This window comes from Ruegeria sp. HKCCD9138, assembly GCF_057220975.1.
This window is the reverse complement of record NZ_JBWVAZ010000009.1, coordinates 126,410-139,979: the sequence shown is the minus strand read 5'-3', so window position 1 is coordinate 139,979 and position 13,570 is coordinate 126,410. Positions and strand designations below refer to the sequence as shown.

8 protein-coding genes are annotated in these 13,570 nt (G+C 56.6%); 4 read left to right on the top strand and 4 right to left on the bottom strand.

Annotated elements, in window-relative coordinates; genetic code table 11:
- The first annotated feature begins 17 nt into the window (after positions 1–17).
- Complete coding sequence (locus AC2TEL_RS15740; protein ID WP_480905193.1) at positions 18–1,139, top strand: aminotransferase class I/II-fold pyridoxal phosphate-dependent enzyme; 1,122 nt, start codon at positions 18–20, stop codon at positions 1,137–1,139.
- Positions 1,140–1,269: 130 nt separating this feature from the next.
- Here the strand turns inward: AC2TEL_RS15740 and AC2TEL_RS15735 are convergent, their stop codons facing one another.
- Positions 1,270–2,544, bottom strand: a complete 1,275-nt coding sequence (locus AC2TEL_RS15735) for an adenylate/guanylate cyclase domain-containing protein (RefSeq protein WP_480905190.1) — start codon at positions 2,542–2,544, stop codon at positions 1,270–1,272.
- A 277-nt stretch (positions 2,545–2,821) separates the two neighbouring features.
- On the opposite strand from AC2TEL_RS15735, the gene AC2TEL_RS15730 reads away from it, so the two are divergent.
- Both AC2TEL_RS15730 and AC2TEL_RS15725 read left to right on the top strand, forming a co-directional pair.
- Positions 2,822–3,310, top strand: coding sequence for a helix-turn-helix transcriptional regulator (locus AC2TEL_RS15730; protein WP_480841610.1), 489 nt, complete (start codon positions 2,822–2,824; stop codon positions 3,308–3,310).
- 411 nt (positions 3,311–3,721) lie between these two features.
- Positions 3,722–7,783: a beta strand repeat-containing protein gene (locus AC2TEL_RS15725; RefSeq protein ID WP_480905187.1), complete on the top strand. Its 4,062-nt coding sequence runs from the start codon at positions 3,722–3,724 to the stop codon at positions 7,781–7,783.
- Positions 7,784–8,237: 454 nt separating this feature from the next.
- On the opposite strand, the gene AC2TEL_RS15720 is transcribed toward AC2TEL_RS15725, so the two are convergent.
- From AC2TEL_RS15720 to AC2TEL_RS15710, 3 genes are all read right to left on the bottom strand, one after another.
- Positions 8,238–10,064, bottom strand: coding sequence for a BCCT family transporter (locus AC2TEL_RS15720; protein ID WP_480841606.1), 1,827 nt, complete (start codon positions 10,062–10,064; stop codon positions 8,238–8,240).
- Between the two features lie 90 nt (positions 10,065–10,154).
- Positions 10,155–11,099 carry a PDR/VanB family oxidoreductase gene (locus AC2TEL_RS15715; RefSeq protein ID WP_480905185.1) on the bottom strand — a complete coding sequence of 315 codons (945 nt, stop codon included), beginning with the start codon at positions 11,097–11,099 and terminating at the stop codon, positions 10,155–10,157.
- Positions 11,099–12,448, bottom strand: coding sequence for an NAD(P)/FAD-dependent oxidoreductase (locus AC2TEL_RS15710; RefSeq protein WP_480905182.1), 1,350 nt, complete (start codon positions 12,446–12,448; stop codon positions 11,099–11,101). Before AC2TEL_RS15710 ends, AC2TEL_RS15715 begins: the two co-directional genes overlap by 1 nt.
- A gap of 120 nt (positions 12,449–12,568) precedes the next feature.
- On the opposite strand from AC2TEL_RS15710, the gene AC2TEL_RS15705 reads away from it, so the two are divergent.
- Positions 12,569–13,474, top strand: a complete 906-nt coding sequence (locus AC2TEL_RS15705) for a LysR substrate-binding domain-containing protein (RefSeq protein ID WP_480905179.1) — start codon at positions 12,569–12,571, stop codon at positions 13,472–13,474.
- Positions 13,475–13,570 lie beyond the last annotated feature (96 nt).

Below are 13,570 nucleotides of genomic sequence, written 5' to 3'. Positions count from 1 at the left end.
GAATTTTGGGGCTGAGCATGAAAGTCAAGATACACACGTTGTTTCAGTATCTGCTCGACACGACCGAAGCCGAGCCGGAAGCTTTCATTGGGTTCTCGCTCTCCGAGCCACCTCGATTGGGCGATTTTCTGGATGCGCTTGATCCCGATTTACCCCTGGACTGGAACCAGAAAAGCTTTCGGGGTCTGCCTGCCTTGCGCGAACATGTGTTGGACCACGCTGGTTTGACTGATCAGTGCCACCCGGACGACGTTTTGATCACGGCGGGGACGGCCGAGGCGAATTACCTTGCCTTCATGCAACTGGTGCAACCCGGCGACGAAGTCGTGACGGATCGACCGGGGTGGCCACAGGCCGGGGTTCTGGCCGATGCAGTCGGAGCCAGATTGAAACTGGTAGACCGGGACGAAACGTCCGGCTGGATATTACCGCTGGACGCGGTGGAAGCGGCGGTAACCGATCACACGCGGATGATTTTTCTGACCAACCCGAACAATCCCACCGGCCGACTAATGACACGGCAGGAATTGGACCGTCTGGTGCAGATTGCAGACCGCGTCGGTGCTTGGCTTTTGGTCGATGAGGTCTATGCCGGCCTGGAATGGCAAGGTCAGCGGGCACCGTCGATTGCCGGTATGTATGATCGCGGCATAACCACCGGAAGTGTGTCCAAGGCACTTGGAATGCAGGGGTTGCGCACCGGGTGGATGGTTTGCCGTGACCAGAGTTTGGTTTGGGACGCAATTATCCTGCGTGAAAACTCGAGTGAGATCATGAACATTCTTGGCGAGGTGCTAGCGGAAATCGCCCTGCGGCCAGAACGTTACGACGCAACACTTCAATCCGCTCGTGTTGCCGGGCGCAAGACGCTGAAAAAGCTGGACAAGTATGTTTCCGGTCAACCACGTTTGAGCTGGGTAAAACCTCAGGCCGGTTTGATCGGACTGGCCAGATTGGAGGGGATTGACGGGGATACATTTGCAAAACGCCTGTTGGCCGATCCGTACCGCACCTTTCTTCTACCAGGGTCATCATACGATATGCCCAACCATATTCGGCTGGGTGTTGGAGGTGGCACTGCCGCCAATCTGGAATTGGGATTGAAGCGGATGTCACTACTCTTGTCAGAACTGGATTAACGAGCGTTACAGCCACTTTCAGTTACGTTCGGCAAAAGTGCAACTTTCGCATGCCAAAGCGATGCAAGGTTCGAGCGAAGGATCCAATTTTTCTTAATCGGCCGCTGAATCAGGTTGCAGACCCACTGCACTAACCCGCTTTCCCGGTCAGGAAATATACGTTTGTAGTTCCAATTCCCTTGATCTCGACCTGCCCCCTCAGTTCAAATGTAAATTTACCTGCAAGTGCGCGACGTGTTGCGTCACTGACCTGTATCCGCCCGGGCAATCCGTGCGCCTCTAACCGGGAAGCAAGATTCACGGTGTCCCCCCAAACGTCGTAGAAGAACTTGCGTGTCCCAATAACGCCGGCGACCGCAGGGCCTGTGTGAATACCGATCCGGACGGTTACATCATCGCCAATTTCCTTGCCGAACTCGTCCAATGTTTCAAGCATCCTTAGCGCCATTTCCGCCACGTCTGAAGCGTGACTATTGCTGGGTTCGGGCAACCCGCCGGCAACCATATAAGCGTCGCCAACTGTCTTGATCTTTTCCAACCCGAACTCATCCGCCAGCTTGTCGAACCTGGAGAAGACCGCATTGAGAAAGGTGACTGTCTGCGTTGCGGACATCTTTGAAGCGCGCGGCGTGAAGCCAACGATATCCGCAAATAGGACAGTGACTTGAAGCAGGTCATCCGCAATAATCTGGTCCGGTTCCTGCTTTAGCCGCTCTGCAACGGATCGTGGCAGGATGTTTTCCAGCAGCCGCTCGGCGCGCGCGTGCTCATGTTCAATCTGTTCTTTCTGTACGAGGATCAGCGCATTGGCATTCTGGAGCTGTTTGTAGCCGGAATAAGTGAGAAAATAGATGAAGAAAACGCCGATGGCCATTGCAAGACCTTCACCCACCTCGACCGGTCGACGGTAAGCAGAATCGAAAAGCGAACCCGATGGGTTTGTTACGGTCTGATGCGCGACCGATGAAACCTCGGGAAGTGCAAGCTCGATGAATGGCAGGAAAAGCATGACACCAAGTGAAACTGCAAACCAGATCTTCGAGCGTTCCGGTCCAAGGACAACGACAGCAGCCGCAGGAATAACGATAAACGGAAGAATGTCGCCTTCGCGGTTTCCATTTAACAAAGTGAACCCGAACTGGATGACCATAAGCAATGGGCAGAAAAAGTAGAAAAGCGTCTTAACGTCACGACTGACATGCAAAATCACAAGTGCGGTTACCTCGGTGACCAGGGCCGCAACGTCAAAGGCCCGCAGGAGTACTGACCGGTTCGGTTCGAACAGGAAGAACGACAAAGACATTGCCATTGTAATGAAAATGATAATGGCCAGAACAGACTTCAGTCGCCGCGTGGCGAGATCGTCTTCAGGCCTGTGGCCGATGCGGATGAAGTCCATGGTCATCGTATCTATTCGTTTTCTCAAAACGACGTGTGAAATCGTATGGGGACGTTGACCTTGGGTCAAACTCGTCAGGTGCCGGGACATCACTGACACTGATGTTGCACATGATCCTGAAGCAAACGCTGAGAAGCAGCATTAATTGATACTCTGGGTCCGATCAGTACCTCGGGGTCCATTGGACACATTGGCTTCGACACTCCGGCGTTTCTTGCTTGAGGTCTCGGATGGACCTGACATAGGAACCTGCGACCCAAAAACAGCAAATGTGGAATCTTCAATGCCCTCCAAGAAACGCCTGACCTTTTCTTTCTTCGCCTCGCTCTTTTGCGCCTGCATCATGTTGTTCGAAGACATAGGCGAAGCCATGGGCGTGGCATGGATTGACGAATGGGATGATATTCATGTCTGGGAAGTTCTGATCATGCTCTCCCTGTTCGGTGCAATCATGGTACTTGGCATCGAAGTTCTCAAAATGCAGCGCTATCAGGAGACACTTGAGGATAAGGTGGCCAGAGCCTCCAGCGCCTTTGAAGATCTGTTGAGCGCATATTTCGAGAAATGGTCGTTCTCGGAGGCCGAGCGTGAAATCACCCGCCTGCTAATCAAAGGATGCTCGATCGCTGAAATGGCGGAAATTCGTGACGCCAAGGAAGGCACCATCAAGGCGCAAACAAATTCAATCTACAGAAAATCCGGATACGCAGGCAAAACCCAACTTCTCAGCGCCCTTTTGGAGGACCTGACTGACGGTGGATCGGTGGCTTGATGTCAACCGTTTTGGAAGGGGCGCGTCATCTGGAAAGAGTGCCCCTACCATCAATTGCCGCGTGAAGTCTCATAGTAGGATAAACCTCGGTTCATATTGCATAAACTAAAGTTTTATACCGCCGTTTTGGCCACATTTCCGCCCCCATCGCGCATTTAACGCCGATCTTGAGTGTGCAAACACATTGCGCATTGAGCGGGTGACGCCGGGGAAACAACCTTCGAACCCGGGGACCGGAAATTTAGCCAGATGGGGCAGAGTTACATGCAGATCGAGCAAAGAGTTCGTGCTTTCGGGCGCGGGGGGCGTTTGACCAAGTGGAAGGGTAGAGTAGCAAGTATCGCCCCTTCTGTGTTTCTGTGTTCCGCCTCGGTTCTGGCAGTATCAGCGGGATCTGGATTTGGTGAGGTTGTGAATGGGCCGCGAACCACACCTCTGGTCAGTAACGTCGACGAAGACCACACCGTCACGGCCACCGGATCGATTGACATAGTCCGGTTGCCCGGGCCAGCTCTGGTGCAGATCAACGTTGCTGATTATTCCAGTACGCTGACAAACGCCGGACGACTGACTGCCCCCGAAGCGAACGTCCGAACGCGAGCGGCGATTGACATCAACGGCGGTTTGTCCGGCACCGTCCTGAATTCCGGCACAATCTCAATGGGCGCAGCACTTGGTGACAGCGCAGTAATTCACGGCATTGATATTTCGGGCAGCACGACGGGATCGATACAGAACACCGGCGTCATCGACATCGCGAACTCAGCCCTGACCTTCGCAACGTCGGTGGGAATCCTGGCCAATCAGGTCGGTGGTACGCTGTCAAACACCGGCACGATCCGGTTGCGGGGCAGTAACTCCAGCCGGGCTGAAGCAAATGGGCTGCAAGTAGGGACGGTAAACGGGGCCGTTCGCAACAGTGGCGCCATAAGCATTGATATCTCCAGCACGGGTTCCGGCAGTCAGGCAACTGCGGATGGCATTTTCATTAGCACAATCAACGGGACCGTCGAAAATTCCGGCCCTATTGACGTTTCAGTGGCAGGGCAACTCAACGGCGGTGCGGATGGGATCGGCATCGGCGATCTGCTGGGCGATCTGAACAACACCGGCACCATCAATGTAGTGGCAAATGCAAGAAACAACGCGAACGGTGACGCAATCGAGATCGCGAATGTTTCGGGCCGGCTGCAAAACAGCGGTGCCCTGTCTGTTGCGATGACGGCGAGCAATGCGGGCTCGGCAAGCTTGGATGTCATCGAAGTTTCCAACCTGAGTGGAACGCTGATCAATACGGGTGCGGTAAACGGCCGGGCGTTGGGCGGCAGCGCCTCTGCCGACGGTTTTGATATACCGACAGTGGCGGCCAGTGCCCGTTTCGACAATTCCGGCGCAGTGAATGTTCAGGCACTGGCGACCGTTATGGCAGCCAATGCCGATGGGTTGGACTTCGGCGATATCGCCGGCAGCGCATCGAACAATGGGGTGGTAAATGTTATTGCTGCAGGTATCACCTCTGCAACGGCTCGCGGCGCTAGAGGAAGCAACATTTCCGGTGCCTTGTACAACAGCGGGAGGATTTTCGCGGATGCGCGGGCGGGAAATGGCTCGGCCACGGCATTTGGCTTCGAAGTTGGAGAAATTCGCAGCCAGTTGACCAATGACGGGCCTGTGGTGGTTGCCGCGACCGGAACAAACAGTGGGACCGCAACCGGGATTTCGGCCAGCATGGTGCAAGGTACCCTGAGGAACAACGGCGACATCCTTGCAACTGGCCAGGGCAACAGTGCCAATGCGATGGGGATAAAGACCGGGAATGTGGACGGGACCGTGATCAACACCGGCGAGATTACGTTGAATGCAGCCGCGTCAACCTTTTCTGCCCTGGCCGCGGGTATCGACCTCGGACGGCTGAACGGGACGGTCTCGAATTCGGGCAACATTTCCGTTCAGGCAGACGCCGCCAATCACGCGTCGGCCTATGGTATCGACCTGAGCGAGATCGGCGGCACGCTGAACAACTCGGGCACGATTTCGGTTAATGTTGTCGACGGGTCCAGTGTAGAGGCCATCGGCATCCGGTCCTCGACCGTGAGGGGCGCATTGGCGAACAGCGGCAGCATCACGGTTGTGTCTCAGGGCTCGAATGTTTCAGCCGAGGGGATCCGCACAAGCGGCATCACCGCCGGTGGGTCCGTGACCAACACCGGCACCGTATCTGTTCTGGCCAACGCGCAGGGGTCGCAGGCAGACGCCAGCGGGTTACAGATCGGCGGCTTGATGTCCGGCACTTTGACCAACAGCGGCAACCTGACGGTTCAGGCCATTTCCGACGCATCCACCGCCAGCGCGTATGGCATCTTTACCTCGAATATTGATGGTCAGTTTAACAACAGCGGTTCAATTGACGCGATGGCGCAGGGTAACACCGCCGCAGCCGTGGGTATTCGCAGCAGAAACATCGATGGCACGTTCAGCAATAGCGGAGCCATTACCGCCCGTGCACAGGGCAGATCCTCGGCCTATGCACGAGGTATCGAAACGGGTGAAATCCAAGGTTCCTTCGTCAACACCGGCACCATAACCGTTGCAGCGTCCGGAGCAACAAGCGCCGGAGCGGTTGGCATCACATCCAACAGTTTCAGAGGTATCAGCGGGACATTTGAAAACTCGGGCAATATCATTGCCACGGCTGCGGCAGCGAATGGTTCAAGCATCAGTGCTACGGGTATCATTGCGCGGACCGTAGAACAAACCGGAAGCTACGCGAATTCGGGCAGCATCTCGATTGCCGCGACAGGCGACAATGTTTCTTATGCGTATGCGCAGGGCATCCAAGCCTCAAGGATCGGCGGGCGCATGTCCAACACCGGCGATATCTCGGTATTGGTCGAAAATACCCAAGGATCTTCCGCCTACGCTGCTGGGATGTTTGCCGGCGGAGTTTTGGACACGGCTCACATTTCCAATTCCGGGTCCGTGCAGGTGACGGTCAACAGCGGGAATGTGGCGACTGCAGCCGCAATTGGATTGGGGTTCGGCGTTATCGGCGGTACCGTTGAAAACTCCGGGTCGATTTCCGTCGCGGCCCATGGTGACACAATGGTTCGTGCCCATGGTCTGACCAGCGGCGCCCTGAGCACCAAGGGCGTTCTGAACCACAGTGGCTCGATCTCGGTATCTGCCACCGGGAGCTCGGATGCAGAGGCATATGGTCTGTATCTGCAGACGGCGCAGGGTGTGGTTAACGTGACCGGCGACATTGACGTCCGGTCATCCGGCAAGAGTTTCGCAGTTTTCCTCGGTGACGGTGGCGGCACACTCAATATCGAAACCAGTGCCGACATCGACGGAACCCTTCGGGTCAGCGATCACAACGTAAATCTCAAGAATGTCGGTGGCAAAACTGTTTATCGCTTTCAGGACGATGACACCTCTGCCGGTGTGTTCTCCACATCGGTATCCTCAGCCACTCAGGGCTGGTTCGTTACTGACGAAGGGGGCACGGCACCCATCTATGCCTCGGTCGATGCTGCCGAAATGGAACCGAACACAAACCAGGCTTTCGAGATTGCAGGCCTGACATATGATTTGGCGCGCCAGCTGGATAGCGCCGACAGCGGTACTGTCAGCCGGGATCGCCTTGTGCTCAGCACCCGTGGGAGTGGGGCCATCGAAGGGTTTCGACCGTATTTCCTTGTCAGCGGCAGCCAAAGCGATGGCACCGCAAGCGGCAGTTCTTCCGCGCTTTCGTCGAATATGTGGAGCGCCAGCGCAGGCCTGACCCGCGACCTGGGAACGGGGCTGCGATACGGGTTTGGCGCCAGTTATCTTGAGAGTGACGGAACCTTCGGTTCCGCCTCCTTCGATACGTCAGGGGTGTTTGTCAGCGGCATTGTTGCTCAGGATTTCGGGTTTGCTGATCTGAGTTTCGGCCTGGGCTACGGCAATCTGGATCACAGCGAAACCCGCGCCAGCGGAAACACCAGTTCGGTGGCTGACTACTCAAGCGACATGATCACTGGCTTGTTGGCGGCAGAGCGGGAATTCGCCATGGAGAACGGCGCAATCCTGACACCCCGGGCCAGTTTTCTGTACGGCAGACAGAACCTGGACGGCTACACCGAGACTGGTAGCAGCGCCAATGCGACAGTGGGCGAAAGGGACGTCACGTTCAACGAGACCCGGATTGGCGGCGTCTACTCGACGCCCGTGGGGGGAGGAAGCCTCTCTGCCTCACTGGCAGCGGTTCACCGCGACGCAGACACGCCGTCGGTCATTGATGTTGCCATCTTTGGCAACACGCTGACATTGGCTTCGGGCGGCAGCGGAACCGACACATTCGGCGAAGTGGGGTTGAGTTATGAGAAAGCGTTTGATCACGGCGGCACCCTTCGCGTTGAGGCAAAATCAACCGTCGCGGCCGACGTGTCGACGCAAGCATTGTGGGCCTCCTACGAGTGGAGGTTCTGATCTCTGATCTCTGAAAGCTTCGACTGTAAAAAATCAATCAAAATGGTCGATCCAAGGATCGGCCATTTTTTGTTATCACAATGCCACAATCCTTCTGAACCAAGGGGTTAGTCGCAAAACTGGTTTCGCGTTGCGTCGGGGGATCCGGTGTAGCGCGTCTGCATTCCGTCACAGACCAGTCGCACCAAGCCTGCGGCAAGCATCAAGCACCACCGCCTCAGATACTCATTGGCCAATTGGAAGGACGGACGACCCATCGCATCGCGTCATGACAAATGCGGAGAACTGTCCCTGCCAGTCATTTGCGTTGCCTCTGCGGCCATTCCCTGGCCGCCTGAGAGTGTCCTCACCCTCATTCAGATAGCCAACCGGCCCGTAGCCCTGACAACCGGCCCTTGAAAGAAATAGCGCCGCCCCAAAGGGCGGCGCTTGCTGAGTTTTTTTAGTGAGTGGTTTACTCAGCGGCTTGTGTCTCGGTCACCCGATGCTTGTCGCGCAGGCTGTCCCGGTACAGGGCCTTGGTCAGAGACACCACCATAAGTCCCATGACCATGGTAAAGGGCAAGGCGCCGATGATCATTGCATTGCGCAGTGCATCCAGTGGATTGCTCTCGCCCGCTGCAAGGATCAACGCACCGATCACGGCGGTCAGGATGACACCCCAGATGATGCGGTGCTTGACACCGGTTTCCTGGCTGCCACCGGACATGATGGTGTTCATCACGAGGATACCCGAGTCCGCCGAGGTGACGAGGAAGGTCATGATCAACACTACGCACATCACGTTCAGCATCGCCAGCAGACCACCATCGATCATGTAGGACAGCGTCACGAACAGCTTGTTGGTGTTCGATGCACCGATGATCGCACCTCCGGCCTCGCCGGCCAGTTCCAGATCAATCGCGGTGCCGCCCAGAACCGTCATCCAAGCGAAGCAGACCAGCGCCGGTGCGAACACGCAGCCCAGGATGAACTCGCGCACCGTGCGGCCTTTGGAAATGCGGGCCAGGAACAGGCCAACAAACGGCGAGAACGCGATCCACCAAGCCCAGTAGAACGTTGTCCAGCCCGACTGCCAGCCGAACTGACGACCCTGTTCACCTGCGGCATACGCGGCGGCCAGCGTTTCTTCACCCAGTTCGGCGGCTGCGCCCTCGAGACCGCTCTTGAACCCGTCGAAGCTACCCCATGCGTTGGTTGCACCGCCCACAAGGTCACCTGCCAGCGGCTTGGCCGCTTCCGGCAGTGCTGCTGCAAATTCTTCGACCGACAGCGGGCCATAAGCGTTAAAGCTGAGCGAGATGAAGTGCAGGATGTAGTCGACCATCGCCGTGCCGTAGGTCGTCATGGCGAAGACGAATGAGCCGAACACAATGAAAGTTCCCAACAGAATGATCGACAGCACAAGGTTCAGGTTCGACAGGTATTTGACGCCGCGCCCAACACCCGAAACCGCCGAAATGATCGACAGTGCCATGATTACGACCAGACCGGTTATCAGGCCCACTTTGCTAGGGGTCGGCACCTCGCCGCCCAGATCCATGACCCAACCCATGCCGGTGATCGCGTAAACTCCGTCGATAAACTGGCTGACGCCGTAACCGATCGTGACCGAAACACCAAGGATCGTTGCAACCACGCCCAGCACGTCGACGACGTGCCCCAGGAACCCGTTCATCAGCTTGCCGAACAAGGGCGTCAGTGCCGACCGGATCGTCAGAGGCATGCCCCGTGTGTAGGCGTAATAGGCCAGGCTCAGCCCCGTCACAACGTAGATAGCCCAGGCGTGGAAGCCGTAGTGCAGATAGGTATAGCGATAGGCCGACTGCAGCGCCTCGGGCTCGTTACCTGCGACGGAACCGGACACCACTTCGGGGTTCGATCCCCATAGGCCCAGCGGTTCAGCCGTGGCAAAGACCATAAGCCCGACACCCAGACCGGCGCCGAACATCATCGAAAACCACGAAAAGTTCGAAAACTCGGGTTTTTCACCGGGTGTACCCATGATCCGCTTCCCGGTTGCCGGGATCAAGGCAACAACCGCCAGGAAGAAAAAGAACAGCCCGACAATGATGATGTAGAAGCTGTTGAAGCTTTCCAGAAGCCTGCCATTCCAGCTGCCCAAAGTGCTGTTGGCATTGGCCGGGAAGACCAAAGCCCACAACACCAGCGCGACCATGATGCCCTTACTGATAAGCGCAATCGGGACACTGTAGTTCTCATAGAATCCGGCATCAGCCGTTTCTATCTCTAGCTCTGTGAACGGATCTTTTATTGACATTAGGTTCCTCCCTGTAAGTCGTTCTTGGTAAATTCCAAACGCAGTCCTTTGCCGCATTCGGTGGTTTTGTCTTCCTTCTTGCTTTCTGGCCTACAACGCCAGAACCAATCGATCAGAAGATGCGCGCGATACGCAGGTACACATGAAACTGTTGGATGCTTGTTCATCGGGCGTAAGAATCCCGTCGCGGTGGTCCACTTCTCCATCGACAACGTCGACGATGCAGGACCCGCACAGCCCTTCCGAACAGCCGATGTCAACATGAACGCCATTGGCCCTGAGCACGTCCAGAACGGATAACTCGGCTGGAACGGAGAATATGGCCCCGGTGGATTGCACCTCGACTTCGAAACTGTCGTTTGGCGCGTGCTCGATGTCCGATACGGCTGCGAACCGCTCGAAATGTATCGAGCCACCGCGCAGGGTGCGGCCCGCTTCAAGGACCGCATTCAACAGAGGTTCGGGACCGCAGGTGTAAACGTCGCTGCCCATCGGCATCGACTGCATGACGGTATTCAGGTCGAATTGGCCATCCGTGTCGTCACAGTGCAGGTGATACCATTCATTCAGGCCGAGGTTGCGAAATTGAGCATCCATCGCGGCATAGTCCTTGGAGCGGACCAGGTAGTACACCCGAAAGTCCTGGCCGGTGTTCAGCAGCTGCCGCGCCATCGCGACCAGGGGCGTCGCGCCAATCCCGCCGGCGATCAGGGTGACATGGCGGTCGTGGGTTTCCAGTCTGAAGTGGTTGCGCGGCCCGCCAATTTCGACGACCGCTCCTTCCCTAAGCGCATGCATCGCGATCGAGCCACCGCGGCCTTCATCTTCACGTTTCACCGCGACGTTCAGAATGCGTCCGTCTTGGCTCCAGTCCCAGATCGAGTACTGACGGACCAACTCGTCACTTAGATGCACATCCACATGCGCGCCTGGTTCCAGACCCGTAAAGCGATCCTCTTCGATCTCGAAACAGAAATCGCTTGTATCGGGGCTGAGCGCAGTTTTTTGGATCAGACGGGCGGGCTTTATATCCATCAAATTTCCTCTTTGCTTTCCCACGCGGCCAGCTTCAGACGCGCCCGCACCCCAAGCCCCAGAAGCGGATCAGGTGGATTGAGTGATGGTGTATTGGAGACCGCATACATCTGTGTCAGCAGATCGCTTTTGCGACCCGAGGCCGCTTCGGCCAGCAGCCGACCCGAAATGCTGCCGCGCGCGACGCCGACGCCATTGTGGCAAGATGAATTCCAGACGTTTTCGGCAACTTCACCAAAAAAGCTGACATGGTTGCGCGACAGGCCGCACACGCCGCCCCAGCTGCTTGCGAACGGGACCTTGTCCAGCATGGGGTAGCGTTTCACAAAGGCCTCGCGATGTTTTTGGCGCATTCGATCCAGGCTGGTATCGGCGACCCCATAGTGGCCGGCATAGTCGTATTGATTTCTTACCAGCAACCGCCTGTCGCGGGTCATGCGCAATGTGGTGCCACCTGGATCCGCCGGTGTCAGACCCCAATCCAGCTGACCGCCATAGGCCTTTAACTCTGCGTCACCGAGGGGGCGGGTCATGGACGCAAAAGTAATGACCGGGACGATCCGGTTTCTCAGAACACCGAACTCGGACGTGAATGCATTGGTGCAAAGAAGTGTGGATGCCGTCGCAATTTCAACCTGTGTTCCCTGGCAACGCAATGTCAGGCCGAACCCGCGCCCTTCGCGTTCGAACCGAATGACGGGACAGCCGTCCATGAGCGTCACGTTTTCAGGCAGAGATTTCGCCAGGCCACGCGTCAGACGCACGGGATTCATCAAAACACAACCGGGCGTGTGAATCGCCCCCGCATAATAGTCAGTGCCCGTTACTTCCGCGACATCGTTCCGGTCCAGCAGAGAATACGGTTCGCCGATAGTGTCGAGCGCCTCGGCGAAGGCGCGCATCTTGCCTGTGCCGCGTTTCTGAACCGCAACCTGCAACTTGCCAACCTGCGACCAGTCACACTGAATTTCGAACTGATTGACAAGGTGCCGAAGATCCTCAATTGCCTGCGTGTTCAACCTGAGTATTGACGCCAGCCGGCTCGAATCCGCACTGTCCAGGTCGAATTTGTGAGGTAAATCAATGATAAAGCCCGAGTTTCGCCCGGATGCCCCCCAACCAACAGGCTTTGCATCAATGAGGGCGATCCGGTCACTCGGGTTCAGTTCGGCCAGCCGACGCGCAGCAGCCAGGCCGGTAAAGCCGGCGCCAACAACGGTCCAGTCAAACCAGTTCAGCCGATCATGTTGCCGCACATTGCCAATGACATTCAATTCGCCGGGTTCGACCCACCCAGACGGCGTGTCATTCGGCGGAAGCCGATCGATGGCGCCGAAAGTATGAGGCATTTTCACCCTCCTGGTCTTGGCGCCGCACCTGATAGGAAAGGCTACTGGTCTTCAATGTCAAAAAAACTCATACTTGCGTGAAACGACCTAAACCGTAGCCATAATCGAAGCCTCCCCACCATGTCCCGACGCCATTACAATCTGCCGCCGCTGACGACTTTGTCTGCATTTGAAGCCGCGGCACGCCATCTGAGTTTCAAGAACGCGGCCATTGAACTGTCTGTAACACCCGGTGCCGTCAGCCATCAGATCAAAGCCTTGGAAGGCGACCTGGAGACGCCGTTGTTTCAACGAAAGCATCGCGGCGTTAATCTGACCGAGGAGGGGCAGGCTCTGTACGAATCGCTGGCAACTTCGTTCGCGCGCATCTCGAAAACGCTTGAAACGATCCGCGATCGTACATCCGGCGAAAAAGTAACCGTTGGGTCCACCACAGCCGTCGCCGCGCTTTGGCTGTCCCCTGCCATAATCCGCTTCTGGCGTGAAATGCCCGACGTGAACGTCAATCAGTTGTCGCAGGACCGTCCATTCAAAGACAGGCCCGATATCGACTTTTTCATTCGCTATGGTCGCGACGGAGATTCCACGCTGACTCATACACCGATCTATCGCGACTACCTGGTCCCGGTTGCAAGTCCGGAATTGGCGGAAAAGCTGGACGGAGCAGAGTTGGAGGATCTTGCGAAACAGCGGCTCATCCATCTGGAAACAGACGACAGAACCTGGACCACTTGGGCTGATTGGTTTCAGCAGTTTGGCTATCGCGGCACAATCCCGGTTGAAAACCGCGTGAACAGTTATTCGGTGGCGTTGCAGCTTGCGCAAAAAGGCGCGGGGCTTGCGCTTGGCTGGCAAAGATTGATCCGACCGATGCTGGAAACGGGAAAACTCGTTCCCGTCGGGCAGCACCAGCTGAGTGCTCCCAATCAGTTTTATCTGGTTGGTCGCCCCGACGAAGAGCTGTCAGAAAGTGCCCGTGCCCTGAAAAAATGGATCCTTGACGAGGCCCACGCGGCGTCGGTTTAGATCAGGTCACCCGGCGATTAGCTTTTCTGATATTGAGGCCTGCCCGTTCCTTCCGCCAATAGGGGCAAAACGCGCATGATTCAATTTCAGGAGATA

Excerpts from the sequence above, each read along its gene's own strand:
- AC2TEL_RS15740 (WP_480905193.1), top strand. The coding sequence starts at position 18 with ATGAAAGTCAAGATACACACGTTGTTTCAGTATCTGCTCGACACGACC.
- AC2TEL_RS15735 (WP_480905190.1), bottom strand. The coding sequence starts at position 2,544 with ATGACCATGGACTTCATCCGCATCGGCCACAGGCCTGAAGACGATCTC.
- AC2TEL_RS15730 (WP_480841610.1), top strand. The coding sequence starts at position 2,822 with ATGCCCTCCAAGAAACGCCTGACCTTTTCTTTCTTCGCCTCGCTCTTT.
- AC2TEL_RS15720 (WP_480841606.1), bottom strand. The coding sequence starts at position 10,064 with ATGTCAATAAAAGATCCGTTCACAGAGCTAGAGATAGAAACGGCTGAT.
- AC2TEL_RS15715 (WP_480905185.1), bottom strand. The coding sequence starts at position 11,099 with ATGGATATAAAGCCCGCCCGTCTGATCCAAAAAACTGCGCTCAGCCCC.
- AC2TEL_RS15710 (WP_480905182.1), bottom strand. The coding sequence starts at position 12,448 with ATGCCTCATACTTTCGGCGCCATCGATCGGCTTCCGCCGAATGACACG.
- AC2TEL_RS15705 (WP_480905179.1), top strand. The coding sequence starts at position 12,569 with ATGTCCCGACGCCATTACAATCTGCCGCCGCTGACGACTTTGTCTGCA.